We start from the raw sequence: 26,500 nt of genomic DNA, 5'->3' as shown, positions 1-26,500 counted from the left end.
TCGTTGGGCTTCGCGTAGCTCAGCCCAACCTACGTCAGCGCGCGGTAATCACTGCGAGCTTGGTGATGCCCGCCCGCTCGATGGAGGCCATGGCGCGGGCCACGGCGCCGTAGTCCACCTGGTCGTCGGCCTGAAGTTGCACGCGCAGTTCCGGGTCTTTCGCCTTGGCGGCTTCCAGGCTGGTCTGCAGCAGATCGGGCTGGATCTCGTCCTTGTTGATGAACAGCTTGCCGGCGCCGTCGATGCTCACCACCAGCGGGTCCTTCTGCTCCGGCGGGGCCACGGCCTCGGTCTTCGGCAGGTTGATCGGGATGGCGTTGGTCAGCAGCGGCGCGGTGACGATGAACACCACCAGCAGCACCAGCATCACGTCCACCAGCGGGGTGACGTTGATTTCCGAAAGGACTTCGTCGTTGTCCTGGGTGGAGAAGGCCATGTCAGGACGCCTCCTTCACAGAGCCCGATGCACGTGCCGGGGCCGGGTTGACGAGCAGCTTGAAGGCGCTCTTCTGCGCCAGCAGGTAGAAGTCGTGGGCGAAGTCGTCGAGGTCGGCGGCGGTGAGCTTCAGGCTGCGCAGGAAGTAGTTGTAAACCAGCACCGCCGGCACCGCGACGGCGATGCCCACGCCGGTGGCGACCAGCGCCGCGCCGATGGGGCCGGCCACGGTTTCCAGGCTGGCCGAGCCGGCCGTGCTGATGCCCTTCAAGGCTTCCATGATGCCCCAGACGGTGCCGAACAGGCCGATGAAGGGCGAGGTGGAACCGATCGAGGCGAGCACCGCCAGGCCGGACTCCAGGGAACGGCGCTCACGCTGGATCTGCTGGCGCAGGGCACGCTCCAGGCGGTCCTGGTGGTTGATCGCCTGGCTCAGGTCGCCGGGCTGGCCGCCCTGCACCTGGATCGCGGCGAAGCCGGCCTGGGCCACGTGGGCGGCGGCCCCAGCGTGCTGCTGCAGCTGCTCGGCGGCGCTGTCCAGGCTGGTGGCGCTCCAGAAGCGCTTCTGGAACTGGCGGTCGCGGCGTTTCAGGCGGGCGAACTGGATGCCCTTGACCAGGGCCAGGCCCCAGGTGACGACGGAGAAGCCGATGAGCAGCCAGATCACCAAGTGCTCGATGGAGGCGAAGGGGTTGGTTAACAGGTCCATGGAGTCATCCTCTGATCAGTTCAATTTGAAATCGATGGGCACGCTGACCCAGCCGTCGCGGGCGACCTCGCCCTGCTTGGCCGGCACGAAGGTCCAGCGCTTGACCGCGCGCACCGCGGCCTCGTCGAGCAGTTCGCGGCCGCTGCTAGTCTGCACCTGCACCTCGCTCGGCAGCCCCGTGGCGAGCACATGCACGCGCAGCAGCACGGTGCCCTCCCAGCCGCGCCGTTGGGCGAAGGCGGGGTACTCGGGCGCCGGGTTCTTCAGGTAGCCGGCGTTGGCCGAGGGTGGCGTTACCGGCGCTGGCGCCGGCGGTGCCGGCGGCGCGGGCGGGGCTTCGGCCTTGGGCGCTGCGGGTGGCGGTTCCACCGGCTTGGGGGCCGGCTTCGGCGCGGGCTTGGGCGGCTGTGGTTTCGGCTTGGGTTTGGGTACCGGCTTGGGCGGTGGCGGCTTCACCGCCAGTTCCTCGACCACCGGGGGCGGCGGCTCGATCACGGGCGGCGGCGGCTCCGGCGCTGGCGGTTCCACCACCGGCGGGGCCGGGGCGGTGAACTCGATGGTCATGGGCGGAATCTGCGGCGGCACTTCCGGCAGCGGCGGCGTGGGCTTCTGGCTCAGCCAGTGCAGCACGGCGCCGTGCAGGACCAGGGCGAAGGCGCCCAGCAGCCAGGCTTCGCGGCGACTGAGCACGCGGCTGTTGCCGGGGCTGCGGAACACCGTGCGGTCCAGCGCCTGGCGCACCGGCACGCCGAGGTCACGGACCTCGCCTGGGCGGCGAACTTCCTGCCAGTGCAATTCACGGCCGCTGTCGGCTTCGAGGACATTGCCCATGGGCAAGACTCCTGGGGATAAAAAGGCCCGGCCTGTGCCTCCGGGCTTGTTGAATTGACAGCCGGCTCAAGGCCGGCGAGATGGCCGAGCTAGAGCGGTCGGCCATGGAGGGATGATTGGGGCGGAAGGCTTATCTCATAAAGTAATTTTTAATGATTTTGTAATTACTTTTAGAAATATATGTTTTTAAGTACATGAATTTAAAAGACAAATTCTTATGCATGCCTTAAGAACATCGAAAATATGCCCGGCAGGCATCGAATGCCCCGTAGGTTGGTCCGAGTGCAGCGAGGCCCAACATTGCGCGGTGTCGGATGCCACAAATCAGCCAAACCTGTCAGTGCGGTAGCGACAAGGCTTTCGGAACACGCGGCGCACCCTACAAACGCAAAAGCCCCCAGCGGATCGCTCCGGTGGGGGCTTTTGATTGGAGCAATCAGCTCTTGCGCAGGGTCTGGCTGCGCTGGCCGTCGATGCTCACCGGCACGTCACCGGCCAGGGTCACGCGGCGGACGATGCGCGGCTGGGTGTCGTAGTCGTCGACGGCGTAGTGCTGGGTCGCCCGGTTGTCCCAGATGGCCACGTCGCCGGCCTGCCAGCGCCAGCGCACGGTGTTCTCCAGGCGTGTGACGTGGCTCTGCAGCACGGTGAACAGGTGCGCCGAATCCGGCTGGGAGAAGCCCTTGATGCGTTTGACGAAGTGCCCCAGCAGCAGCGTGCGCTCGCCGCTTACCGGATGCACCCGCACCACCGGATGCTCGGTCTCATAGACGGTAGAGGTGAACACCTTGCGGTACTGCTCCAGCTTCTCGGCGCTAACGTGCGGCCGCACGGCGGCGTAGTCGTATTCGTTGCTGTGAACCGCCCAGAGCTTGTCGGCCAGCTCGCGCAGGGGCGCGGGCAGGTCCTGGTAGGCGGTGGCGGTGTTGGCCCAGACGGTATCGCCACCGGCCTCCGGCGCCACCACGCTGCGCAGGATGGAAGCCTTGGGATAGGCGTCGACGAAGGTGACGTCGGTGTGCCAGGAGTTGGCGCGCTGGCCCTCGGCACCATCCAGTTGCAGCAGGTAATGGGTGCCCTCGCGCACCGGTACCGTGGGATGGGCCACTGGCTCGCCGAGCAGTTTGGCAAAGGCTTCCTGGCCCTGGTCGTCGAGCTGGGTCTGGCCGCGGAAGAAGATCACCTTGTACTGCACCAGCGCGGCCTGGATGGCTTCGAGGGTGGCGGCGTCCAGGGTGGGCGACAGGGTGACGCCCCGAATTTCGGCGCCGATGCGGCCGGCGACGGGATGGATATCGAGTTCTACGGCCCGAGATTGGGCCAGTGCGGCATTGCTCATGGTGCGGTCCTCGTGTCAGCGGAGAAGGGCCATATGCTTATTCGATATATGTCTAATAAATTATCGAATGCGCATTTGACGGAATAAGAGCCTGCATTTAAAACCCCAGCCAATGCCGCGACAAATGCCTTCGCCCTATATTTTCGATGCCGGAAAAGCACCATGGATCTGCGCCAGCTCCGCTACTTCATCGCTCTGATCGAACACCGCAGTTTTGTTCGCGCGGCTGACGCCATGGGCATCACCCAACCGGCCTTCAGCCGCAGTATCCAGGGCCTGGAACAGGACTTCGGCTGCCAGCTGGTGGACCGAGGCAGCAAGGACCTGCGCCCGACGCCCGAGGGCCAGGTGGTGCTGCAACACGCCCTGCGCCTGGTGCAGGGGGCAAGCAACCTGGTGCGTGAAATCGACCAGATGACCAAGCTGGATGCCGGCGAGCTGCATTTCGGCGCGGGACCGGCACCGGCCACCAAGCTGGTGCCGGATGCGCTGGCCAGCTTCATGCGCCTCTACCCGCGCATCCACACCCATTTTGAAGTGAACAACTGGGAGGTCCTGGGGCGGCGCCTGGCCCGCGAGGAAATCGAGTTCTTCATCGCCGACGTACGCAAGTTCGAAGCTGACCCCAACTTCCAGACCCGTCCGCTGACGCCGCGTTACGGACGTTTCTTCTGCCGCCAGGGACACCCACTGCTGGCCAAGGAGAGCCTCTCCACCAATGACATGTTCGACTACCCGCTGGCGGCCACGCGCCTGCCAGCGGGTATTCGCAAGCTGCTGGCGAGCTACAGCGGGATGGCGGATTTCCAGCTCAGCCTGGAATGCGACCACGTGCCCACCCTGGTGCAGGTGGTGCGCCAGACCGATGCCATCGGCATTGCCCAGCAGGAAACCATTGCCCCGCTGCTGGAGCGCGGCGAACTGGCCCTGCTGCACTGGCGCAATCTGCCCGAGCGAATGGACAGCCTGGCCGCGCGCTGCGGCATCGTCACCCGCACGGGCTATCGCCTGTCGCCGGCGGCGCGGGCGCTGATCGAGGTGCTGGTGGAGATGGATGCGGTGGAGGTGGCGGCGTAGGGGCTTTTGTTGCCCTCACCCCAGCCCTCTCCCTGAAGAGGAGAGGGGGCGTCCGTGCGGGCGATCTGGCAGGTGCAGAACCTACATTTCCCTCACCCCAACCCTCTCCCAGGGGGAGAGGGGGCTATCCGTGCGGGTCTCCGGGCTGATGCACTCCCTGTGGGGGCGATTTCAATCGCGATGTCCTGTGGATAAAAAAAGCCGCCTTGCGGCGGCTCTCATGACTCCCTGTCAGCGACCTCCTGTCCAAGACCTCCCTGTCAACGCGAGGCCTGTCCTGGCCCCTGCAAGGCCGCGTCGATGAAACGCGGATCCACCCATTCGCTCACCTGGAATCCCCGGCGGATCAGGCGTTCCTTGGCCGCCAGATCCACACCCTGCTGAAGCAGGGTGATGAATTCGGCATCCAGGCGGGGATCGAAGTACCGGCTGAAATTCTCCTGGGCCAGGTCGTTCTTGAGAATCGCCGGCGGGTAGCTGGCCAGGCGCGATACCAGTTCCACGTAGGCGTCCTTGTTGGCGTCGTCACGCAGCCAGCTCACTGCCTGCTGTTGGGCCTTTACCAGGCGCCCCACCACATCCGGGTAATTTCGGATGAAGTCACCGGTGGCCACCAGCACAGCCTGGGTGCTGCCGGCGCCGTCGAGGTCGCGGGAACTCAGCGGCAGTTCCGCGAGACCGCGCTCGCGCAGGGCGATCAGGTTGGAAAGGCCCCAGGTCGCGTCGATCTGCTTGGCCGCCAGGGCCGCGCCGGCAGCATTGAAGTCGAGGTTGATCACTTTCAGGTCACGCTCGCTGAGGCCCTGGCTGGCCAGGGCGCTGGCGAAGGACAGCTGGAGGGCGGTGCCACGGAACACGGCGACGCGTTTGCCCTTGAGGTCCTGCAGGGTCTTGATGCCGGAGCCCGGTACCACGCCGAGGTAACTCTTCACGCCACGCGTATTGGCGCTGACCACCCGGGTATCCAGGCCGTTGGCCTTGCCGACGATGGCCGCCAGGTCGCCGAGGTAGGCGAAGTCCACCTGGCCGTTGGCCAGGGCTTCGTTGATCACCGGGCCGGCGCCCTTGAAGAAGCGCCAGTCGATGCGGATACCGTCCTTGGCGAACTCCTGCTCGAAGAGCTTGCGCTCACGCAGGACGTCAACCACGCCGCCACCACTGTGCCCGCTGCCGGCGCTGAGGTCGGGCACGGCGATGCGGATGGATTCGGGTTGGGCCGAGGCGGCCTGGGCGGCCAGCGGAAAGGCTCCGAGCAGACCGATCAGCAATGGAGAGGCAAAGGCCCCGAGAACATGGTTGAGCAGGGTTTTCATGCTGGCGCGCTCCTTGGCTGGCTGCCGCCGGCAATCACCGGCGCTGTGGAGCGGAAGCTAGGCGCGAGTTCATAGGCCAAACAAATATTAAAAATTCATTTTTTAGTAACTGAACGACCTAAGCGAAGCGCGGCGCGGCCTGCAATGGGGCATGCAGCAAAGGCATAAAAAATATGAGCAGAAGGCATCGGTTGGCGCCTTCCCGTCGCTGAATCAGCGTGTTTTTATCCATATAAGTCATTAATTAACTTGTTTTTATTCCACAAAAGAATAATTCAAGAACCACCGTTCGGGAGATGGAAATGAGCCGAACCCTGACCTGGGCGCCCGCTGCACTTGCCCCACCCGGCTGGCTGCGCGGTCATGCCGATGCCCTTCTACCCTGGCTGCTGCCCCTCGGCCTGGCCCTGCTCTGGGTCCTCGCGAGCCGCTTCCACTGGATGAGCGAGCAGATCCTGCCGGCGCCCGCACTGGTCTGGCAGAGCGCCGTGGAATTCGGCTCCGGCGAACTCTGGAGCCACCTGTGGATAAGTCTGCAGCGGCTGTTCTGGGGCCTGCTGGTGGGTGTCGCCGGCGGCCTGTTGCTGGGCACCTGGCTGGGCGCTTCGAAACGCGCCGAGGCACTGGTGTACCCGACCTTCGTGGCTCTGGCACAGATCCCCACCCTAGCCTGGATTCCGCTCTTCATGCTGTTTTTCGGCATCGGCGAGCTGCTCAAGCTGGTGGTGCTGATCAAGGCGGTCGTGGTCCCGGTAACCCTGCATACCCTGGTAGGCGTGCGCGATGCCCAGCCCAAGCTGCGCGAGGCAGCCGCCGTGCTGCGCCTGCCCCGGCACCTGCTGTTCCTGCGCCTGCTGTTGCCGGCCGCCCTGCCTGCCTTCCTCGCCGGCTTGCGTCTGGCCCTGGCCACCGGCTGGACCTCGCTGCTGGCGGTGGAGCTGCTGGCTTCCAGCGAAGGCCTGGGCTACCTGATGGTCTGGGGCCGCCAGCTGTTCATGCTCGATCTGGTGTTCCTCTGCATCCTGCTCATCGGCCTGGTCGGGGCGCTGATGGACCGCGGCTTTGGCGTAGTGGAACGGCACCTGTTGCATTGGCCGCAGCCAGCCACTGGCGAGCAGCGCCAGCGTCATGCCGCCGGTGGCTGGCGACGTCTGCAAGGCGCCCTGCTGCCCCTCGCGCTGCTGACAATCTGGCAAACCAGCAGCAGCCTCGGCTGGGTCGACCGCAACATCCTCGCCTCGCCGCTGGACGTGGCGCGCAGCCTGGCGGACGGCTTCAACGATGGCTCCCTGCCCCAGGCCATGCAGCTAAGCCTGCAACGCACCCTGGCCGGTCTGGCCGTCGGCGGAGGCGCAGGTTTCCTGCTGGGCCTGCTGCTGGGGCTCTCGGCCCGAGCCGAACGCCTGCTGGGGCCGAGCCTGTCGGCGCTGCGTCAGGTGGCCCTGTTCGCCTGGGCGCCGCTGCTCACCGCCTGGTTCGGCCTGGGCGAAGCGGCCAAGGTGGTGTTCGTCAGCCTGGCGGCGTTCTTCCCGCTGTTCATCGCCACCCAGCGCGGCATCGCCGGCCTGTCGCCACAACTGGAGGAAGCCGCTCGTGCGCTGCGCCTGAACCTGGGCAAACGCCTGCTCCTGCTGGTGCTGCCCGGCGCGGCCCCGGCGATATTCGCTGGCCTGCGCCTGGCGCTGATCTATGCCTGGCTGGGCACCATCGGCGCCGAGTACTTCATGCCATCCGATGGCGGCATCGCCAGTCTGATGCTCGGCGCGCAGCAGCTGTTCCGCATGGATCAGGTCATGGCCGCCATGCTGCTGGTGGGCCTGGTCGGCGCCCTGCTCGGCGCCCTCGGACAACGCATCGAAACGCGCGCGACGCGCTGGAGACACGCATGAATGCTTTCAATCCCTCGGTCCGGGAAGCGGCCAACCAGCCCCACGCCATTGCGCCCCTGGTCAGCTTCGATCGGGTGGGCAAGGTCTTCTCGGTGGACGGCCAGGCCTTCGAGGCCATCCAGGATTTCAGCCTGGCGATCAACGAGGGCGAGTTCATCGCCATCGTCGGCTCCAGCGGTTGCGGCAAGTCCACCCTGCTGCGCCTGCTGGTGGGACTGGACACGGAATTCAGCGGTGAAATCCGCGTGGACGGCGCGCCAGTCTCGGGCATTGGCGGCGAACGCGGCATCGTGTTCCAGGAGCACCGGCTGTTCCCCTGGCTGACGGTGGCGCAGAACATCGGCCTGGGGCTGGTGAACGAGAAGCTCACCCAGGGCGAGCGAGCCCGGCGGGTGCACGAGTTCGTGCAACTGGTGGGACTGAAGGGATTCGAGTCGGCCTACCCGCACCAGCTTTCCGGTGGCATGGCGCAGCGCGTGGCGATCGCCCGCGGTCTGGTGGCCAGTCCGCGCATCCTGTTGCTCGACGAGCCTTTCGGCGCCCTCGATGCGCTGACCCGCCAGCAATTGCAGGACGAGCTGCTGGCCATCCGCGAACGCTCCGGCATCACTACGCTGCTGGTCACCCACGATGCCGAAGAGGCCATCTACCTGGCCGACCGGGTGGTGGTCATGGCGCCGAGGCCCGGACGGATCAAGTCAGTGGTGGAGATCGACCTGCCCCATCCACGGCAGCGCACGGGGGCGGATTTCCACAGGCTGCGGGAGCAATTGCTGCACCAGCTCACGGGGGATGGCGACTATCTGCCGCCGGTTCTGCAGCGGGTGGAGGGGGTACGGCCGGAGTTCATTGCGCTCTGATCGGCGTCGGCGCCCGCACCGTGTTGGGCTTCGCTGCACGATCAATCGGCGAGGACGATCTGGTCCTTGCCACCGCGCTTGGCCTGATACATCGCGGCGTCGGCGCGGGCGTAAAGGCTGTCGAGGTTGCCGTCGTCGCGCAGGTTGGCCAGGCCCTGGCTGACGGTGATGCCGAAGCTCGTACCGTCGACGTTGAAGAGCAGGCGGTGCACTTCCCGCTGCAGGCGTTCGGCGATCTGCAACGCCAGGTCCGGCGGGCATCCGGGCAGCAGCGCGGCGAATTCCTCGCCACCGATGCGGCCGAACAGGTCGCCCCGGCGCAGGGTGTTGGCGCCGCACTGGGCGATGCGCTGCAGCACCTGGTCGCCCATCTGGTGGCCGTGGGTGTCGTTGATCTTCTTGAAGTCATCGACGTCCAGCAGGATGAACGCCAACGGGCTGCCGAACTGCACGGAGTGCTCGAACTCGCGCTGGGCGCAGTCGAAGAAGTGCCGGCGGTTGCTGCTCTTGGTCAGCACGTCGGTGGTGGCCAGGCGGTGCAGCTCGCCTTCCAGCTGTTTCTTCTCGGTGATGTCTTCGGCGATACCGACAACGATGGTCGAATGCCCTTGCCCGCCACGCTGGCTGATGAAGCACTTGTCGCTGATCCAGCGGAGCTGGCCGTCGGCGCGGATGATGCGGTACTCGCGCGCCTCGATGGCGCCCTTCTCCAGCACCTCGGCGAAGCTCTGCGCGGCGTAGTCCAGGTCGTCCGGGTAGATACAGTTGCGCCACTCGCTGTAGTCCGCCAGCAGCAGGGCTGCCGAGCGGCCGAACATGGTCTCGTAGGCAGGGCTGACGTAGATGATCCGCTGGGCCTCCCAGTCGAAGGCCCAGAGCACGGCATTCACGCTGCCCAGCAGGCTGCTGTAGATCGCTTCGCGCTCGCGCAGCCGTTCCACCTCGCCACGGCTGTGAAGCAGGGCAAGGGTGAGTTTTTCCAGTTCGCTTGGGGATTCGAGGGACGTTTCCATTCGGCCACTACCTTAAAAGGACCTGCCTTCGACAGATTAGGCGGGCAAAAGTGCTCCCGGCGATAGAACCGACGGTCAGGCGTGGCTGGCATGACGGAAGGCGGCGAAGCGGTTGAGCAACCGGTGCAGGGCGAACACCGCCACCAGGGTGAGGAACACCGCCACGCACACCGAACTCAGGCGGTAGGCAATGGAATAGACCACGTCGTGCTGCGGCGTGAGGTACTGGCCGAAGACGATGGCCAGGGTGGTCAACGCGCCGAAGCCGATACCCTGGGCGCCTTCCAGCACATGGATGCGAGCGCAGCAGAAGGCCGCCGTCCAGTACATCAGGGTCACCAGCGGCAGCACGTCGTAGTGGCTGTAGAGCACCAGTTGCAGCACCAGGCCGATGGCGCAGCCCAGCAGGGTGCCCATGGCGCGGATGCGCCCGGCGAAGCGGATGCCGTTCCAGTGCATGGGGAACAGCACCAGGATGGACGCCACCTGCGCCGACAGCGAGTCACGCAGGTCGAAACTCTGGAACACCATGAACGACAGGGTGGCGATAGTGGCGCCGAGTACGGCCTCGTGACGCTGGCTGGGCAGGTCCTTGGCCGGCATCTGCCGGGGCGGGCGCGGCTCGGCGTCGGGGAAGAGGTAGAACATCAGCCAGGCAATCAGCACCGTCAGACCGGCGGCCACCAGGTTGCTGGTGACCAGGTCGTAGAGGTGGGTGTCCGGGTAGCTGGCGAAGTGCAGCTGGATGGAGAGAAACACGCTGCCCAGTGCGCCGAACATGAACAGCGGCCCCTGGGCCATCAGGCGGAAACGCCAGAGGAACGCCAGGAAGGTCAGGGGCGCCATCAGCTGTGGCCGGTCGCCGAACAGGCCGTAGATCAGCAGCACCTCGACGCTGACCACCACCGACTGCAAGAGGAACTGGCGGACGACATGGGCGTTGATGCTGGGCGTGAGGCCAAGCAGGAGCATGGGGTAGACGCAGAAGAAGGAGCCGTTGTCCCAGCCCATCAGCTTGCAAATGAACAGCCCGAGGGTGCCGCCGCCGGCGAGGCGCAGGCACTGGCGCAGGTCGTTCTCGGTGAGGGCGGTCTTGCGGCTCATCAGTACACGTAATGCAGGATGCTGATCACGGCGATCTGCAGGCGGCCGAAGAGGTCGGCCAGGTGCGAGTCGCGCGGATAGAGCTGGACCGTCGCCTTGGCGCCGCTGGGCAGCGCGTGGGGCAAGGCTTCGGTGAGGCTGACGTGCAGGCGCTGGCGTTGGGCGTCGCGCACCCAGCGGTCGGAGATCGCCGGTGCGGCGAGGTCGCCGTTGGCATCGAGCTGGCCTTCTTTCACGCCGGCGTCGATGGCGCTGACCCTGGCCTGGAAGATGTGCCCGGGCAGGGCGTCGAACACCACCGAAGCGCCGTCGTCCAGGCGCACGTAGCGCAGGGCCTTCTCGCGGAAGTCGGCGCTGATGTCGGCGTCGTCCGCCACCAGGGCGGCCACCGGGTTGCCGGCATGCAGGAAGGCGCCGGGGGACAGCTGGAGGTTGCTCAGGGTGCCCGCACGTTCGGCGCGCACTTCGCTGTATTGAAGTTGCAGGCGGGCCTGCTCCAGGGCGTTGCGGGCCTGGCGCAGGCGCAGGTTGTCGTCACCGGCGGCGCCGCGCTGGGCCGACAGCTCGCGAATCCGCGCACCGGCGGCAGCCAGCTTGGCCTGGGCGGCCTCGCGCTGGGCTTCGGTCTGCTCGAATAGCTGGCGCGACACGTGCTGGCTCTGCACCAGGCGACTGAGGCGCGAGGCCTCACGCTGCAGCTCGGTGGCCGAGGCCTGGGCGGCGGTCTGGTCTGCGCGGGCAGCGGCGATGGCGGCGTCGAGCTGGCGGTTGTCCTGCCCGGCCTGCTCCAGCGCCAGCTCGGCGGCGCTTACGGCGAGGCGGAAGGGTTCGGGGTCGAGGCGGAACAGCAGTTGGCCGGCCTCGACGTGCTGGTTGTTGGCAACGGCGACATCCAGGACCTGGCCGTCCACCCGTGGTGCGATGCGCAGCACCGGGCGGGTCAGTTGCGCCTGGGGTGTGATGGGCATCCACAGGTCCGCCGCCAGGAAGTAGGCGAACAGCAGGACGAACAGGACGATGGCCGCCTGGACCCGACGGGCGAATCTTTGATCCGGAGTCATGCGTACCTCGAAGGGGCCCGCAGCGAAGGCGGGTGGGAAGACTGGAACGGCAAGACCTCGGCCTTCGCCGCTCTGGGGAGCCAGTATATTTATCAGGGAATCGTGGATAATCTCGCGATTGAGAGAAGCTGCCTTACACGAGGGGTAACAATGGACACGCTCCACAGCATGCGGGTTTTCGTCCGGGTGATAGACACCGGCAGCTTCACCGCCGCCGCCCAGGCCATGGACCTGTCCACCGCCCAGGTGTCTCGCCTGGTGTCGGAGCTGGAGCAGCAGCTCCAGGCCCGCCTGCTGCATCGCACCACCCGCCGCCTGGCACTGACCGAAGTGGGCGAACGCTACTTGCAGCGCTGCCGGCAGATCCTCGGCGAAGTGGACGAAGCCGCCGCCGAGGCGCGCGGCGCCCATCTCAAGCCCCATGGCCGTCTGCGCGTGCACACCATGACCGGCCTCGGCCTGCAGCACCTCACTCCGTTGGTGGCGCGCTACTCCGAGCTCTATCCGGAAGTGGTGGTGGAGCTGACCCTGTCCCAGCGAACCCCCGACCTGCTGGAAGACGGCCACGACGTCATCATCACCTTCGCCCGCGAGTTGCCCGACTCGCAGATGGTGGCCCAGGTGCTGGGGCCGATGTTCAGCGTGCTCTGCGCCGCGCCCGGTTACCTGAAGAAGCACGGCGTCCCCATCGGCCCGACGGACCTCCAGCATCACCGCTACCTGCGCCTGCTCGACCCACTCTATGAGGACAGCTGGGTGTTCAACGGCGAGCAGGGCGAGTTCAACGTGCTGCCCGCCGAGAGCTTCCAGGTGAACGTCGCCGAGTCCCTGGCCAAGGCCGCCCAGGCCGGCATGGGCATCTGCCTGCTGCCCTCCTTCGTCGCCTGCCCGCCCATGCGCGAGGGCAAGCTGCTGCGGCTGCTGCCGGAGCACCGCCTGCGTGAGCGCAACATCTATGCGATCTACCCGTCGCGGCGCTTCCTCGACGCCAAGATCAAGACCTGGGTGGAGTTCCTCAAGGCCGAGCTGCCCCCATTGCTGACCCAGGACGAGACCCTGCTGGAAGATCCGAAGCACTGGGCCATCAATTCCAAATTGTTGCGTCGCGAGAAATAGTTCTTCACTGAAACCGCTATTTTTCCCCTGCAGGGGCCTCCCTAAGATGGCGCCATGTTTCGCAAGAAACCATCTGAGAGGTTCCAAGTTATGCAACGTAATGCGATTTTTGCCGCCATTTTCTCCGCAATTCCTCTGTTTTTCTCGCAACTGACCCTGGCCGAAGAATCCGGCTCCTTTGTTGCGCGCAATGCAGCGCTGGCCGAGCAGCGCGCTGACGCCGCCCAGCAGGAAGCCATCGCCAAGCAAGGCGCCGATCAGCAGACGCAGTCCGAAGCCAACCAGGACAGCTGATCCCCGCCCCTCCCTGTTCTCCACCTCCTGACGTTGATGCGTGACAGCTCCTTTATCGACGTCCTGTTCAGGCCGCTCACCATGAGCGGCCTTTTTTTGCGCTGTCCGCAGCCAACACCAGGAGGTTGACGTTTCACCGGCCTAGTCGCCCGCCAGAGGCGGCCGCGCCGCGACCCCTTGCACTGCCAAGACCAAAGGAGCAACAAGAACGTGAACGCCAAGTACCTGATGACCCCGCTCGCCCTCGCGCTGCTGGCCGCCAACGCACAGGCCGACGATACCGCCGCAGGCGAAGGCTTCGTCGACGGTTCCCATCTGACCATCCAGACCCGCAACTACTACTTCAACCGCGACCGCCGCGACCCGCAGGTGCAGAACAGCCAGGAATGGGGCCAGGGCTTCATCGGCCTGTTCAGTTCCGGCTATACGCCGGGCACGATCGGCGTCGGCGTGGATGCCTACGGCATGCTCGGCCTGAAGCTGGACGGCGGTGGCGGTACCGGCGGCTCGTCCATTCTCCCGGTCACCGCGCCGGACAAGGAGGGGCTCAAGTACGGCGAAGCACCAGATTCCTTCTCCAGCGGCGGCGCGGCGCTCAAGCTGCGTGGCTTCGACTCCGAGCTGAAGCTCGGCGACCAGTTCATCAGCAACCCGGTGATCGCCGGCGGCGCCACCCGCATGCTGCCGCAGACCTTCCGGGGCGTGAGCCTGGTCAACCAGAGCGTCCGGGACCTGCGCCTGGAAGGCGGCCAGGTGAGCTTCAACAAGCCCTACAACCAGAGCGGCCACCGCCGTATCGACACCTCCTACGGCGTCTTCCCGGACGACCGCAAAAGCCATCACATCAGTTGGCTGGGCGGCACCTGGACCGGCATCGAAGGCCTTTCCAGCAGCCTCTATACCGCCGAGCTGCAGGATGTGTGGAAGCAGTACTACGCGAACCTCGACTACAGCTGGCAACTGAACGAGCTGGTCAGCCTGAATCCCGGCATCAACTACTACCGCACCCAGGACGCCGGCGACGCCCTGCTCGGCGATATCGAGAACAACACCTACAGCGCGCACTTCGCGGTGGGCATCGGCCACCACACCGTCACTGCCGTCTACCAGAAGGTCAACGGCAACACGCCGTTCGACTACATCAACCAGGGCGACAGCATCTACCTGGACAACTCCCAGCAATACTCGGACTTCAACGGCCCCAACGAGAAATCCTGGAAGCTGCAGTACGCCTACGACTTCGCCGGTCTCGGCATGCCCGGCCTGAGCGCCCAGGTGGCCTACTCCCGGGGCGAGCTGGACCTGACCAAGGTGGACCCGAACAGCCCCGGCTACGGCTACTGGTTCAGCGCCGACGGCAAGGACGCCAAGCACTGGGAGCGCGACCTGGATATCCGCTACGTGGTCCAGCAAGGCCCGGCGAAGGACCTCGCCCTGCGCGCCCGCTGGGCCAACCATCGCGGCGGCAACGGCTACAGCGCGGTGGACAACGACGTCGACGAGCTGCGCCTGATTGTGGACTACCCGATCGAGGTGTTCTGATTCAGATTCCGAAGCACTGCAATAGTCAGCATCCCCTGGTGCGCGCGGTGCACCCTACGGTTGGCATCGAGCGGGAACCCAAGCCCCCAGCTCCGCTGTAGGGTGCGCCATGCGCACCGACCTGGGGGGTCAGGTGCAGGTTCGGAGCAGCAGGCAGAAACAAAAAAGGCCGGCATCGAGCCGGCCTTTTTCATGGGCACTTCCAGCGTCAGGCTGCGGCCGGACGCAGGGAGTAGGTCTTCAGCTGTTCGGCGAAGTCGCGCAGGGACTGGATGCCGCTGGCCTCGGCCTCGTGCACCCACTGCTTCATGGCTTCGAGCATCTCGTGGCCATTGGCGCTGGTCTTGACCCAGATCTGCTGCAGCGCCAGGCGCTTCTCGTAGATCACCTTGAGGGCCTGGCTCTGCTCCAGCATGGCGGCAATGCGCGCCTGGTGGCCTTCGTCGAGCAGGCTGGTCTCGCGGGAGAGCAGGCGCTTGGCACGGCGGAACAGGTGACGGACGGACTCGTCGGCCTTGGCCAGTTCCTGCTTCACCAGCGGGCCGATCACCAGCTTGCGGTACTGGGCCATGATCTGGAAACGGTTGTTGAGGATGGCCATGGCGGTGTCCATGTCCATGCTGCCCTTGCCTTCGACGCGATGGGCGATGGGCGCCACGCGCTGCACCTTGGCAAGGCCAAGGAAGCTGAACAGCTTGATCCAGGCCCAACCCATGTCGAACTCCCACTTCTTCACCGAGAGCTTGGCGGAGTTCGGATAGGTGTGATGGTTGTTGTGCAGTTCTTCGCCGCCGATGAGGATGCCCCAAGGCACCAGGTTGGTGGCAGCGTCGCGGCATTCGAAGTTGCGGTAGCCGATGGCATGGCCCAGGCCATTGATCACGCCGGCGGCCCAGACGGGAATCCAGGCCATCTGCACGGCCCAGATGGTGATGCCGGCGGCACCGAACAGCGCCAGGTCGATCAGCGCCATCAGCACCACGCCGCCGATGGGGTAGCGGCTGTAGACGTTGCGCTCCATCCAGTCATCCGGGCAGTTCTTGCCGTAGATGCGCAGGGTCTCTTCGTTCTTGGCCTCTTCCGCGTAGAGCTCGGCGCCCGTGCGCAGGACGGTCCACAGGCCCTTGACCACCGGGCTGTGAGGATCGTCGACGGTTTCGCACTTGGCGTGGTGCTTGCGGTGGATGGCGGTCCACTCGCGGGTGTTCATGGCAGTGGTCATCCACAGCCAGAAGCGGAAGAAATGCTTGAGCGCCGGATGGAGCTCCAGCGAACGGTGCGCCGAGTAGCGGTGCAGATAGACGGTGACGCTGACGATGGTGATGTGGGTCATCACCAGGGTGACCGCCACCAGCTGCCACAGCGACAGGTCGAGAAAACCGTTGTACCACATGGATGGTGTTGCCTCGGGTGAAGTGAATCGGGGCTTTATTGCGCGAATCTGGCTCGGATTATCACAAAGCCCCCGGAGAAAACCATCCTGTCTTTTAGATAGAAGCCCCCCGGTCGTCGGTTGCTTCTATAATGCGCACCCCATGTGTGACCCCAGCCAGGAAGGCCGCGCCCATGCGTTCCAAATTCAGCGCCCTGAAACTGGTGCTCCCCTACTCCATTCTCGCCAGCCTCTGGGTGCTGTTCAGCGACCGCATCCTGCTTGCCCTGGTGAACGACCCGGAGCATCTGGCCGAGCTACAGACCGCCAAGGGGCTGCTCTTCGTGCTGGTCACCAGTGTGCTGCTGTTCGCCCTGGCCTGCCTGCAGCTGCGCCACCTGAAGGACTACCTGGACGCCCGCCGTGCCCACGAAAGCAGCCTGCGCCAGGCCGCCGCGGTCTTCGACAGCACCCAGGAAGGCGTGCTGGTCACCGATGCCGAAAGCAACATCGTCCACGTCAACCGCGCCTTCGCCCGCATCACCGGCTTCGAGGAAGCCGAGGTGCTCGGCAAGAACCCGCGAATTTTCAGTTCCGGGCGCCACACGCCAGACTTCTACCAGGCCATGTGGCATGCGCTGACAAACCGCTATGAGTGGAGCGGCGAGGTCTGGAACCGACGCAAGAATGGCGAGATCTACCCGTTGTGGCAGAACCTCCGCGCCATCCACGACGAGGACGGCCAACTCACCCATTACGTGGCGGTGTTCTCCGACATCAGTGCGATCAAACGTTCCCAGCACGAACTGGACTTCCTCGCCCACCACGACCCGCTGACCAACCTGCCCAACCGGCTGCTGTTCACCGAGCGCGTCGAGCAGGTGCTGGAGCGCACCCGCCGCGAGAAGCAGCACGGCGCGGTACTGCTGCTGGACCTGGACCACTTCAAGCACATCAACGAAAGCCTTGGCCACTCCCAGGGCGACCTGCTGCTGAAGATGGTCGGCGTGCGCCTGCAGGGCCTGCTGGAAGGCGGCATGACCCTGGCCCGCCTGGGCGGGGACGAGTTCGGCGTGCTTTGGGATAACTGCCCCCAGGCCAACCAGGCGGCGGAACTGGCCGAGCGCATCCGCGCCGATCTGTCGACACCCTTCCGCCTGGGTGGCCACGATCTGTTCATCAGCACCAGCCTCGGCATCAGCCTGTTCCCGGATGACGACGCCAACGTCGAGCAGGTGATGCGCAACGCCGACTCGGCGCTGTTCAAGGCCAAGAGCTCGGGCCGCGACTCCTATGCCTTCTACAGCCAGGAGCTGACCGAGCAGGCACGCCAGCGCATCGAGCTGGTCAGCGCCCTGCGCCTGGCGCTGGTGCAGGACCAGCTGCGGGTTCACTACCAGCCCATCCAGTCCCTGGCCGACGGCCGCCTGGTGGGTTTCGAGGCGCTGGTGCGCTGGGAGCACCCCGTGCGCGGCCTGGTGCCGCCCGGCGAGTTCCTGCCGATAGCCGAGGAGAGCGGGTTGATCGGCAGCATCGATACCTGGGTGCTGGAACAGGCCTGCCGGCAGATGCAGTGCTGGCTGGAACAGGGCCATGCGCTGTCCTTCGTGGCGGTGAACCTGTCCTGCCGGCTATTCCGCCGCGCCGAACTGGATGGGGAAGTGGCGCGCGTGCTGGCCACCACCGGCCTGGACCCGAAACACCTGGAGCTGGAAATCACCGAAAGCGCGGTGATGGAAGACCCGGATACTGCCGAGGCCCTGCTCACCCGATTGCGCGATCTGGGCGTACGCCTGGCCATCGACGACTTCGGGACCGGCTATTCCTCGCTCCAGCGCCTCAAGCGCCTGCCGGTACACAAGCTGAAGATCGACCAGAGCTTCATCCGAGGCCTGCCTGAGGACCAGAACGATATCGCCATCGCCAGCGCGGTCACCGCGCTGGGACACAGCCTGGGCCTCTGCGTGCTGGCCGAAGGCATCGAGGCCGACGCCCAGGTCGGTTTCCTCCGCGAACTGGGTTGCGATTACGGCCAGGGCTACCTGTTCAGCCGCCCGCTGCCGGTGGGCGAAGTGGAGCGCCTCTGGCCAACCGCTTGAGGGTGGCGACACCAGCAGCCCCCGCCACCGCAGGCGCGCCGATCTGCTCGTCTGAGCCGAATCTATTTCTGGTTATATAAAAATTCTTAAATAGTATTTTTAAGAATATCCCGCCCTTGCTTAAGATTCGCTCCACGCCACGCGGAATACCCTTCCTGACCCACGCCGCGGGCCCCATTTCTAGGAGCACGACCATGAGCGCAACCCTTCGTAGCGTGGAAGGCCAGGACGAGGCCAGCATCCTGCGTGAAATCCAGAGTGCCTTGCACGGCCTGCGTTTCGGCTCGGTGGAGATCACCGTGCACAACGGCCAGGTCGTGCAGATCGAACGCAAGGAAAAATTCCGCCTGCAGCAACCGAACCAGCGCGGTAACTGATTCAAAGGACACCATTCAAGCCTCACCCGGCTTGAAGCCCGACCGGACGGCCGGAGGGCGTTTCGACGAACACACAACAACCAGCCCTAGCCAACATCTAAAAAAATTTCAGTTCCAGGAGCTTGATATGTCGATTCGCCGCTTCGCCCTCGCCGCCCTCGCCAGCGCTTCGATCGCCGGCCCGGCTGCCGCCGCCACCGAACTGCTCAACGTGTCCTACGACCCGACTCGCGAGCTCTACCAGGAATACAACGCTGCCTTTGCCAAACACTGGAAGGCTGAAGGTGGCGACGACGTGAAAATCCAGCAATCCCACGGTGGCTCCGGCAAGCAGGCCCGTGCCGTGATCGACGGCCTGAAGGCCGACGTGGTGACCCTGGCCCTGGCCGGCGACATCGACGAGCTGCAGAAACTCGGCAAGCTGATCCCGGCAGACTGGCAGGCACGCCTGCCGCAGAACAGCACCCCTTACACCTCGACCATCGTGTTCCTGGTACGCAAGGGCAACCCCAAGGGCATCAAGGACTGGGGCGACCTGACCAAGCAAGGCGTTGAAGTCATCACCCCAAACCCGAAGACCTCCGGCGGCGCCCGGTGGAACTTCCTGGCTGCCTGGGCCTGGGCCAAGAAGCAGTACGGTAGCGACGCCAAGGCACAGGAATACGTGAAGGAGCTGTACAAGCACGTACCGGTACTGGATACCGGCGCTCGTGGCTCGACCATCACCTTCGTCAACAACCAGATCGGCGACGTGCTGCTGGCGTGGGAAAACGAAGCCTTCCTGGCTCTGAAAGAGCAAGGCGGCGAAAACTTCGAGATCATCGCGCCGAGCCTGTCGATCCTGGCCGAGCCGCCGGTATCGGTGGTCGACAAGAACGTCGACAAGAAGGGCACCCGCAAGGTCGCCGAAGCCTACCTGCAGTACCTGTACAGCGAGGAAGGCCAGCGCATCGCGGCGAAGAATTTCTACCGTCCGCGTAACGAGAAAGTCGCGGCCGAGTTCGCCAAGCAATTCCCGAAACTGGACCTCGTGACCGTGGACAAGGACTTCAACGGCTGGAAAGAAGCCCAACCCAAGTTCTTCAACGACGGCGGCATCTTCGACCAGATCTACCAGGCGCAGTAAGCGCGGAAAACGCCCCCTCTCCCCAACCCTCTCCCTGAAGGGAGAGGGGGCTAAAAGGCCTGATCTCCGGATCGGGCCTCTTTGCTGTCAGCGGGAGAGAAACCAAGCGTTCCAACGCAGAGTAAGGACAGAACATGTCGCGACGCATCTCCCCGGTCATACCCGGCTTCGGGCTGACCCTGGGATACACCCTGGTGTATCTCAGCCTGCTGGTCCTGATTCCCCTGGGTGCCCTGTTCCTCAAGACGACGCAACTGAGCTGGGATCAGTTCTGGGCCATCATCAGCGCCCCCCGCGTGATCGCCGCCCTCAAGCTCAGTTTCGGCACCGCGCTGGCCGCCGCCGTGATCAACGGCATCATCGGCACGCTGCTGGCCTGGGTTCTGGTGCGTTACGACTTCTTCGGCCGCAAGGTCATCGACGCCATGGTCGACCTGCCCTTCGCGCTGCCCACCGCGGTCGCCGGTATCGCCCTCACCGCCCTCTATGCACCCGCAGGCCTGGTGGGCCAGTTCGCCACCGACCTCGGTTTCAAGATCGCCTACACCCCGCTCGGCATCACCCTGGCGCTGACCTTCGTCACCCTGCCCTTCGTGGTGCGGACGGTGCAGCCGGTACTGGCCGACATCCCCCGCGAAGTGGAAGAAGCCGCCGCCTGCCTCGGCGCCAAGCCGCTGCAAATCTTCCGCCACGTGCTCGTGCCAGCCCTGCTGCCAGCCTGGCTGACCGGTTTCGCCCTGGCTTTCGCCCGTGGCGTGGGTGAGTACGGCTCGGTGATCTTCATCGCCGGCAACATGCCGATGAAGACCGAAATCCTGCCGCTGCTGATCATGGTCAAGCTGGACCAGTACGACTACACCGGCGCCACCGCCATTGGCGTGCTGATGCTGGTTGTCGCCTTCGTCCTGCTGCTGCTGATCAACCTGCTGCAACGCCGCATCGAGACCCCGTGAGGAGAACGCCATGAGTTCCGCAAGCCTGACCGCCGCGTCCTCCGCCAACGCCGCCCGCCGGGGCAGCGCACTGGGTCGCCGCATCCTGATCGTTTCCGCCTGGGTGGCCTTCGCTGTCTTCCTCCTGTTGCCACTGCTGGTGGTCTTGAGCGAGGCGCTGAAGGAAGGCCTGGGCACCTTCTTCACCGCCATCTTCGAGCCGGACGCCCTCTCCGCGCTGAAGCTGACCCTGATCGCCGTATTCATCTCGGTGCCGCTCAACCTGGTGTTCGGCGTCGCCGCCGCCTGGTGCGTGAGCAAGTACGAGTTCCGCGGCAAGAGCCTGCTGGTCACCCTGATCGACCTGCCGTTCTCGGTGTCGCCGGTCATCGCCGGTCTGATCTACGTGCTGCTGTTCGGCGCCCAGGGTTACTTCGGTGAATGGCTGCAGGACCGCGACATCCAGATCATCTTCGCCGTGCCCGGCATCGTCCTGGCGACCATCTTCGTGACCTTCCCCTTCGTCGCCCGCGAACTGATCCCGCTGATGCAGGAACAGGGCACCCAGGAGGAAGAAGCCGCACGCCTGCTGGGCGCCAACGGCTGGCAGATGTTCTGGCACGTGACCCTGCCGAACATCAAATGGGGCCTGATCTACGGCGTGGTGCTCTGCACCGCGCGGGCGATGGGCGAGTTCGGCGCGGTATCGGTGGTGTCCGGCCACATCCGTGGCGTCACCAACACCCTGCCGCTGCATGTCGAGATCCTCTACAACGAGTACAACCACGTCGCCGCCTTCAGCGTCGCCAGCCTGCTGCTGGTGCTCGCCCTGTGCATCCTTCTGCTCAAGCAGTGGAGCGAGTCGCGCCTGTCCCGTCTCAAGTCGAATGCTGATGAGGAGTAACCACCGTGAGCATTGAAATCCGCAACGTCAGCAAGAACTTCAACGCCTTCAAGGCCCTCAACGAAATCAGCCTGGATATCCACAGCGGCGAACTGGTGGCGCTGCTCGGCCCGTCCGGCTGCGGCAAGACCACCCTGCTGCGGATCATCGCCGGCCTGGAAACCCCGGACGTGGGCAGCATCGTGTTCCACGGCGAGGACGTCTCCCAGCACGACGTGCGCGATCGCAACGTCGGCTTCGTGTTCCAGCACTACGCCCTGTTCCGCCACATGACGGTGTTCGACAACGTCGCCTTCGGCCTGCGCATGAAGCCCAAGCGCGAGCGCCCGAGCGAGAAGCAGATCGCCGAGAAGGTCCATGAACTGCTGAACATGGTGCAACTGGACTGGCTCGCCGACCGCTACCCCGAGCAGCTCTCCGGCGGCCAGCGCCAGCGTATCGCCCTGGCCCGCGCCCTGGCGGTGGAGCCGAAGATCCTGCTGCTGGACGAACCCTTCGGCGCCCTCGACGCCAAGGTGCGCAAGGAGCTGCGCCGCTGGCTGGCGCGCCTGCACGAGGAGATCAACCTGACCTCCGTATTCGTCACCCACGACCAGGAAGAAGCCATGGAAGTGGCCGACCGCATCGTGGTGATGAACAAGGGCGTGATCGAGCAGATCGGCGCACCGGGCGAGGTCTACGAGAACCCGGCCAGCGACTTCGTCTACCACTTCCTGGGCGACTCCAACCGCCTGCACCTGGGCGACGACCAGCACCTGCTGTTCCGTCCCCATGAAGTCTCGCTCTCGCGTTCCGAAGTGGCCGAACACCGCGCCGCCGAAGTCCGCGACATCCGCCCGCTGGGCGCCATCACCCGGGTGACCCTGAAGGTGGACGGCCAGGACGAACTGATCGAGGCCGAAGTGGTGAAGGACCACGACAGCCTGATCGGCCTGGTGCGTGGCGAGACGCTGTTCTTCAAGCCCAAGGCCTGGCAGAAGGCGGCGGGGTTCTAACACCGAGCGGAGCTCCCCTCTCCCCCTGCCCCTCTCCCTGAAGGGCGAGGGGAGCCAGGACGCGCCTGGTTCAGATTCGGATTTCAGGCAGTCACCGAGTTTCCGGCGATCTCGTAACCACCAGGCGCGAGTCACCCCTCTCCTCTTCAGGGAGAGGGGACGGGGGAGAGGGAGGCGCGTCACCCTGCATTCCACACTTCACTCCACCCCGAATCATCCCCTTCCCGCGCCACGGATACTGGCCACGAATTCACCGGCGCACCAACATGCGCCCCACACAAGGAGTGAAACCGTGGCCGATTCCCTGATTGCCTACCTGCCCCTGATAGCCGCCACCTTCCTGCTCGCCGGCACGGTGAAGGGCGTTGTCGGCCTTGGCCTGCCGACCATTTCCGTCGGGCTGCTGGGGCTGGTGATGCCGCCCATGCAGGCTGCCGCCCTGCTGATCGTGCCGTCCATGGTCACCAATATCTGGCAGCTCGCCGCCGGCAGCAGTCCGCTGGCGATGTTGCGCCGTCTGTGGCCGATGCTGGCCGGTATTTTCGTCGGCACCTGGGCCATGGCCTGGGTGGTGAATGCCGCCGACCTGCCCGGCGCGACCTCGATCCTCGGCATCGCCCTGGTGGTCTACGCGGTGCTCGGGCTCGCTTCGGTGCGCTTCGCCGTGGCGCCGGCCAACGAAGGCTGGCTGGGGCCGGTGATCGGTGCGGTGACTGGCGCCCTGACGGCGCTGACCGGGGTTTTCGTGATCCCCGCCGTGCCTTACCTGCAGGCCATTGGCCTGGAAAAGGATGAATTGGTGCAGGCCCTTGGACTGTCCTTCAGCGCCTCCACCATTGCCCTGGCGGTGAGCCTTGGCCACAGCGGCGAGCTGCTGCAACCGGCGGTGCTGGGTGCCTCCCTGCTGGCCCTGGTGCCCGCCTTGCTGGGCATGGCTGGCGGGCAATGGCTGCGCAAGCGCATCAGTGCCGAGCGCTTCCGCCGCTGGTTCTTCATCGGCCTGCTGCTGCTCGGCAGCGACCTGGCCCTGCGCGGCCTGTTCTGAAAACAAGGCGCCGGCCAAGGCCGGCGCCAACAGCCGTCACGCGCTGACCGCCTGGCAGCGACGCAGGCCGAAGAACTCCAGTTCGGCGAGCACACCCACCGCCACGGCCTGGCCGATCACGAATACCTTGCCCAGCAGGGTCGGCTCCACCCAGCCAAGGGCCAGCAATGAGAGGCTGTCCACTACCCACACTGCGTTGATCGCCAGTACCGCCCAGATCCAGCCGCGCTGCACGGTGGCGCGGTTGACCAGCCAGCCGAGAACCAGCGCGTAGGGCAGCATTACGATACCCGCGCCCAACAGCAGCGCGCGGGGCAGGCCCAGCAGTTCTTCCAGCGGGCCGGCGGCCAGCGCCAGCAACAGGCCCACGGCGCCACTGGCCAGGGCATCGGCTTGCAGGGCGCGGCGCAGCAGCGGGGACATATCGAGATGAGTCATGGTGATTCTCCTGTCGAGTGGGGCGCCGGGGTGGCGCTTGGCGACAGATTTGCGCGATCGCCGCAGCGGGTCGATTACCTGCCAGGTAATGGCCGGCATTCCCCGGCTGGACTATCGTCGGAGCCATGAACGCACACACCCAACCCGTCGGCGCCCTGTTGCGCCAATGGCGCCAGCGGCGCCGCCTGAGCCAGCTTGACCTCGCCTGCGACGCGGAGATTTCCACGCGCCACCTGAGCTTCGTCGAGAACGGTCGCGCCCACCCCAGCCGCGAGATGCTGCTGCACCTGGCCGAGCAACTGGAGATTCCCCTGCGCGAGCGCAATCGCCTGCTGACCGCGGCCGGCTATGCGCCGCTGTTTTCCCAGCGTTCGCTCGATGACCCGGCCCTGGCCGGCGCCCGTGCAGCGGTCGAGCAACTGCTGAAGGCCCACGAACCCAACCCGGCGCTGGCGGTAGACCGGCACTGGAACCTGCTGGCAGCCAACGGCGCGGTCGCGCCTCTGTTGTCAGGCGTGGCCCCGGAACTGCTGGCGCCGCCGCTCAATGTGCTGCGCGTGTCTCTTCATCCACAGGGCCTGGCGCCGCACATCGTCAATCTCGGCCAGTGGCGAGCGCACCTGCTGGAACGCCTGCGCCGGGATATCGAAGTCAGCGGCGATCCACAACTGCAGAACCTGTTCGATGAGCTCAGCGGCTACCCCGCCCCGCCTCCACCTGAAGGGCTGCCCAGCGACGCGGTGCTCGTGCCGTTGCAGCTGCGCACACAGGTCGGGGTCATGAGTTTCATCAGCACCATCACGGTGTTCGGCACCCCAGTGGACGTCACCCTGGCCGAACTGGGGCTGGAAACCCTGTTTCCCGCCGACCCGGCGAGTGCCGAGTTGTTACGCAGGCTGCTGGCGGGCGCCTGAAAAAACTCGACTCACCCACAACAAATCGTTCTTTCGGGTAGTAGCCTCGGGATCACAGCCCAGTAAGCTGTGCCGGCACCTTTCACGACTCCTCAGAACAACAAGAACAGGAGCACCCGCCATGATCCGCAAGGTTCTGCTGTACCCGCTATTCAGCCTTCTCCTGGGCATCGCAATGCCCATCCTCGCCGCCGAGCTCCCACCTCTGGAGCTGGTACAGGTCCATGCCAGCCGTGCCACGGCCAGCCTGCTGCTGTTTCGGGGTGAGGGATTCCAGGACGTCCATGCCGAGCGGATGCGCACCGACCTCAAGGCCCTGGACGCCGATTACCAGCGCATCGCCACGCCAAGCGAAGACTTGCGCAAGGCGCACGACGCCTTTGTTACCCAACTCGAACAGGGCGTTTCCTACGGCCACAACGAAGAAGACGTGCCATGGCGCTATCCCCAGGAGCTGGCCAAGGCATTGCGCGATTTCCTCATCGCCGCCCGCTCACAGGCCGGCTCAGGCGCGGCCGAGGAGCTGCCCGCCAAGGTGGAATACCTCAACGTCCAGTACCTGAGCCGGGCCTATATCGGCACCTTCGAGATTGCCCGCGAGAACGGCGAAACCTACATCGGCCAGGACGAGCGCCGCCTGCTGCCGGCCATCGACGAGCAACTGGCGCCGCTGGACGAAAAAGCCGACCCGGCGCTGGCCAAGCTGAAGACTCGCTGGGGGTTCCTGAGGACTGCACTGAGCGATCTGAACAGCCAGAGCAACACGCTGGTCAGCGCCTCCGGCCGGCCCTACGCGCCGATGATGGTGGACCGCCAGGCGCGGTCGATGAGTGGGCAGTTGCTGACGCTGGGCGTCCTCTGAGACTGATTTGCTCCCCCGGCGGCACGAACCCTGTAGGGGCGAATTCATTCGCCAAGCAGGCCGAAGGCCTGCCGTTGTGGGAGCGACTTCAGTCGCGAAGATCGGTGGAGGGCAAGTTATGGGGAGCACCGCGCAGCGGTTGGCACCCTCACCCCAGCCCCGCCCTGCGCCCCAGCCTGATCGCTTCGCGCTCAGGCGTTCATCGGCAACGGAAGCAGTGCTTCCGAAAGCATGCCTCTTCACCCCGGAGGGAGAGGGAGCAGTCCGTGAGGGCGAAATTCTTCAGCTCAAACCGCCGCCTTCTTCTCCCGAATGCAGGTCGGGCCCGCACGCTCTTCCACGGCGTGCTCGACTTCCTTGCGCAGCCCCAGCAGGAAGCCCAGTTCAGCCACCACGAACAGCGGCCCGATGATCAGTCCGGTGAGGTCGTCGACGAAGGCCGGCTTGCGGCCCTCGTAGTAGTGGCCGACGAACTGGATGATCCAGCCCACCACGAACAGCCCCAGCCCGGCGCCGAGCCAGGCGGCGGAGCCCTGGACGGCGAGGGCCGCGCCGATCCACAGGCTCAGTGCGAGCAGCACGGTCATCACCAGGCCGTAACGCAGATCGAGGCGGAAGTAGTAGAGCGCGGAAACCAGGCTGACCAACGCCGCCGGCGACAGCCAGAGGCCGAAGGCTTCGGTCCCCGGACGGGACAGCAGCACAGCGACGGCAACGACGATCAGCGGAATGCCGACGAAATGGGTGGCGATGTTGCGGCGGTCGCGGTGGTACTCGGCGTACTGGCCAAGTTGGTCGATGAGGGTTTTCATTGTTGTGTCCTCAGGTTTGCAGGCAGTTGCGCCGATAATG

At 65.4% G+C, this 26,500-nt stretch carries 25 protein-coding genes and 1 pseudogene; 15 read left to right on the top strand and 11 right to left on the bottom strand.

Features of this window, described 5'->3' with window-relative positions:
* Positions 1-34: 34 nt before the first annotated feature.
* The 4 genes from E8E91_RS07060 to E8E91_RS07045 all read right to left on the bottom strand — a co-directional run bounded on the left by E8E91_RS07060 (position 35) and on the right by E8E91_RS07045 (position 3,315).
* Positions 35-436 (bottom strand): biopolymer transporter ExbD, encoded by a 402-nt coding sequence (locus E8E91_RS07060; RefSeq protein WP_077521618.1) that lies wholly within the window; start codon positions 434-436, stop codon positions 35-37.
* A gap of 1 nt (position 437) precedes the next feature.
* Positions 438-1,145, bottom strand: a complete 708-nt coding sequence (locus E8E91_RS07055) for a MotA/TolQ/ExbB proton channel family protein (RefSeq protein WP_280375161.1) — start codon at positions 1,143-1,145, stop codon at positions 438-440.
* A 15-nt stretch (positions 1,146-1,160) separates the two neighbouring features.
* Positions 1,161-1,976, bottom strand: a complete 816-nt coding sequence (locus E8E91_RS07050) for an energy transducer TonB (RefSeq protein WP_280375160.1) — start codon at positions 1,974-1,976, stop codon at positions 1,161-1,163.
* A gap of 436 nt (positions 1,977-2,412) precedes the next feature.
* Complete coding sequence (locus E8E91_RS07045) at positions 2,413-3,315, bottom strand: TauD/TfdA family dioxygenase (protein ID WP_280363208.1); 903 nt, start codon at positions 3,313-3,315, stop codon at positions 2,413-2,415.
* A 162-nt stretch (positions 3,316-3,477) separates the two neighbouring features.
* Between E8E91_RS07045 and E8E91_RS07040 the strand changes: the two genes are divergently transcribed.
* Positions 3,478-4,392, top strand: a complete 915-nt coding sequence (locus E8E91_RS07040) for a LysR family transcriptional regulator (protein ID WP_280375159.1) — start codon at positions 3,478-3,480, stop codon at positions 4,390-4,392.
* Between the two features lie 260 nt (positions 4,393-4,652).
* Here E8E91_RS07040 and E8E91_RS07035 read toward each other — a convergent pair whose 3' ends face one another.
* Positions 4,653-5,705: an aliphatic sulfonate ABC transporter substrate-binding protein gene (locus E8E91_RS07035; RefSeq protein WP_280375158.1), complete on the bottom strand. Its 1,053-nt coding sequence runs from the start codon at positions 5,703-5,705 to the stop codon at positions 4,653-4,655.
* 368 nt (positions 5,706-6,073) lie between these two features.
* Between E8E91_RS07035 and E8E91_RS07030 the strand changes: the two are divergent.
* Positions 6,074-7,594: pseudogene (locus tag E8E91_RS07030) on the top strand (ABC transporter permease subunit); the annotation flags it as partial.
* The gene (locus E8E91_RS07025; protein WP_280375157.1) at positions 7,591-8,454 is read left to right on the top strand and encodes an ABC transporter ATP-binding protein; all 864 of its coding nucleotides are present in this window, start codon (positions 7,591-7,593) and stop codon (positions 8,452-8,454) included. The pseudogene E8E91_RS07030 and the gene E8E91_RS07025, both read left to right, overlap by 4 nt.
* A 41-nt stretch (positions 8,455-8,495) precedes the next feature.
* Here the strand turns inward: E8E91_RS07025 and E8E91_RS07020 are convergent, their stop codons facing one another.
* The 3 genes from E8E91_RS07020 to E8E91_RS07010 form a co-directional block, all read right to left on the bottom strand.
* Positions 8,496-9,467: a sensor domain-containing diguanylate cyclase gene (locus E8E91_RS07020; RefSeq protein ID WP_280375156.1), complete on the bottom strand. Its 972-nt coding sequence runs from the start codon at positions 9,465-9,467 to the stop codon at positions 8,496-8,498.
* A 75-nt stretch (positions 9,468-9,542) separates the two neighbouring features.
* Positions 9,543-10,571 carry a DUF2955 domain-containing protein gene (locus E8E91_RS07015; protein WP_280364444.1) on the bottom strand — a complete coding sequence of 343 codons (1,029 nt, stop codon included), beginning with the start codon at positions 10,569-10,571 and terminating at the stop codon, positions 9,543-9,545.
* Entirely contained in the window at positions 10,571-11,632 is a 1,062-nt protein-coding gene (locus E8E91_RS07010; RefSeq protein WP_280375155.1) for an HlyD family secretion protein, read from the bottom strand. Before E8E91_RS07010 ends, E8E91_RS07015 begins: the two co-directional genes overlap by 1 nt.
* A 150-nt stretch (positions 11,633-11,782) precedes the next feature.
* Between E8E91_RS07010 and E8E91_RS07005 the strand changes: the two genes are divergently transcribed.
* The 3 genes from E8E91_RS07005 to E8E91_RS06995 all read left to right on the top strand — a co-directional run bounded on the left by E8E91_RS07005 (position 11,783) and on the right by E8E91_RS06995 (position 14,584).
* Positions 11,783-12,748 carry a LysR family transcriptional regulator gene (locus tag E8E91_RS07005; RefSeq protein WP_190834831.1) on the top strand — a complete coding sequence of 322 codons (966 nt, stop codon included), beginning with the start codon at positions 11,783-11,785 and terminating at the stop codon, positions 12,746-12,748.
* 54 nt (positions 12,749-12,802) lie between these two features.
* Positions 12,803-13,042 carry a hypothetical protein gene (locus E8E91_RS07000; RefSeq protein ID WP_280375154.1) on the top strand — a complete coding sequence of 80 codons (240 nt, stop codon included), beginning with the start codon at positions 12,803-12,805 and terminating at the stop codon, positions 13,040-13,042.
* A gap of 210 nt (positions 13,043-13,252) precedes the next feature.
* Positions 13,253-14,584: an OprD family porin gene (locus E8E91_RS06995; RefSeq protein WP_280375153.1), complete on the top strand. Its 1,332-nt coding sequence runs from the start codon at positions 13,253-13,255 to the stop codon at positions 14,582-14,584.
* A 208-nt stretch (positions 14,585-14,792) separates the two neighbouring features.
* Here E8E91_RS06995 and desA read toward each other — a convergent pair whose 3' ends face one another.
* A complete protein-coding gene (desA, locus tag E8E91_RS06990) occupies positions 14,793-15,977 on the bottom strand; it encodes a delta-9 fatty acid desaturase DesA (protein WP_280375152.1) in 1,185 nt (394 codons plus the stop codon).
* 173 nt (positions 15,978-16,150) lie between these two features.
* Here desA and dibA point away from each other — a divergent pair, with 173 nt between their 5' ends.
* The 7 genes from dibA to E8E91_RS06955 all read left to right on the top strand — a co-directional run bounded on the left by dibA (position 16,151) and on the right by E8E91_RS06955 (position 23,434).
* A complete protein-coding gene (gene dibA / locus E8E91_RS06985; RefSeq protein WP_280375151.1) occupies positions 16,151-18,055 on the top strand; it encodes a phosphodiesterase DibA in 1,905 nt (634 codons plus the stop codon).
* A gap of 194 nt (positions 18,056-18,249) precedes the next feature.
* Entirely contained in the window at positions 18,250-18,432 is a 183-nt protein-coding gene (gene oscA, locus E8E91_RS06980) for a sulfur starvation response protein OscA (protein ID WP_077524552.1), read from the top strand.
* 127 nt (positions 18,433-18,559) lie between these two features.
* A complete protein-coding gene (locus tag E8E91_RS06975) occupies positions 18,560-19,558 on the top strand; it encodes a sulfate ABC transporter substrate-binding protein (protein WP_280375150.1) in 999 nt (332 codons plus the stop codon).
* Positions 19,559-19,692: 134 nt separating this feature from the next.
* A complete protein-coding gene (cysT, locus tag E8E91_RS06970; RefSeq protein ID WP_280375149.1) occupies positions 19,693-20,511 on the top strand; it encodes a sulfate ABC transporter permease subunit CysT in 819 nt (272 codons plus the stop codon).
* A gap of 10 nt (positions 20,512-20,521) precedes the next feature.
* Positions 20,522-21,394, top strand: a complete 873-nt coding sequence (cysW, locus tag E8E91_RS06965) for a sulfate ABC transporter permease subunit CysW (protein WP_280375148.1) — start codon at positions 20,522-20,524, stop codon at positions 21,392-21,394.
* Positions 21,395-21,399: 5 nt separating this feature from the next.
* Entirely contained in the window at positions 21,400-22,389 is a 990-nt protein-coding gene (locus E8E91_RS06960; RefSeq protein ID WP_280375147.1) for a sulfate ABC transporter ATP-binding protein, read from the top strand.
* Positions 22,390-22,693: 304 nt separating this feature from the next.
* Positions 22,694-23,434 carry a sulfite exporter TauE/SafE family protein gene (locus tag E8E91_RS06955; RefSeq protein ID WP_107504069.1) on the top strand — a complete coding sequence of 247 codons (741 nt, stop codon included), beginning with the start codon at positions 22,694-22,696 and terminating at the stop codon, positions 23,432-23,434.
* Positions 23,435-23,470: 36 nt separating this feature from the next.
* Here the strand turns inward: E8E91_RS06955 and E8E91_RS06950 are convergent, their stop codons facing one another.
* Positions 23,471-23,872 carry a hypothetical protein gene (locus tag E8E91_RS06950; protein WP_280375146.1) on the bottom strand — a complete coding sequence of 134 codons (402 nt, stop codon included), beginning with the start codon at positions 23,870-23,872 and terminating at the stop codon, positions 23,471-23,473.
* Between the two features lie 125 nt (positions 23,873-23,997).
* Between E8E91_RS06950 and E8E91_RS06945 the strand changes: the two genes are divergently transcribed.
* Both E8E91_RS06945 and E8E91_RS06940 read left to right on the top strand, forming a co-directional pair.
* Entirely contained in the window at positions 23,998-24,786 is a 789-nt protein-coding gene (locus tag E8E91_RS06945; protein WP_280375145.1) for a helix-turn-helix domain-containing protein, read from the top strand.
* Positions 24,787-24,907: 121 nt separating this feature from the next.
* A complete protein-coding gene (locus tag E8E91_RS06940; RefSeq protein ID WP_280375144.1) occupies positions 24,908-25,648 on the top strand; it encodes a hypothetical protein in 741 nt (246 codons plus the stop codon).
* Between the two features lie 287 nt (positions 25,649-25,935).
* On the opposite strand, the gene E8E91_RS06935 is transcribed toward E8E91_RS06940, so the two are convergent.
* Positions 25,936-26,460, bottom strand: coding sequence for an Mpo1-like protein (locus tag E8E91_RS06935; RefSeq protein ID WP_280375143.1), 525 nt, complete (start codon positions 26,458-26,460; stop codon positions 25,936-25,938).
* Positions 26,461-26,500 lie beyond the last annotated feature (40 nt).

Source organism: Pseudomonas sp. BN515 (assembly GCF_029873155.1).
GTDB lineage: Bacteria > Pseudomonadota > Gammaproteobacteria > Pseudomonadales > Pseudomonadaceae > Metapseudomonas.
The sequence above is the reverse complement of the archived record's forward strand: the minus strand, read 5'-3'. Positions and strand labels throughout refer to the sequence as shown.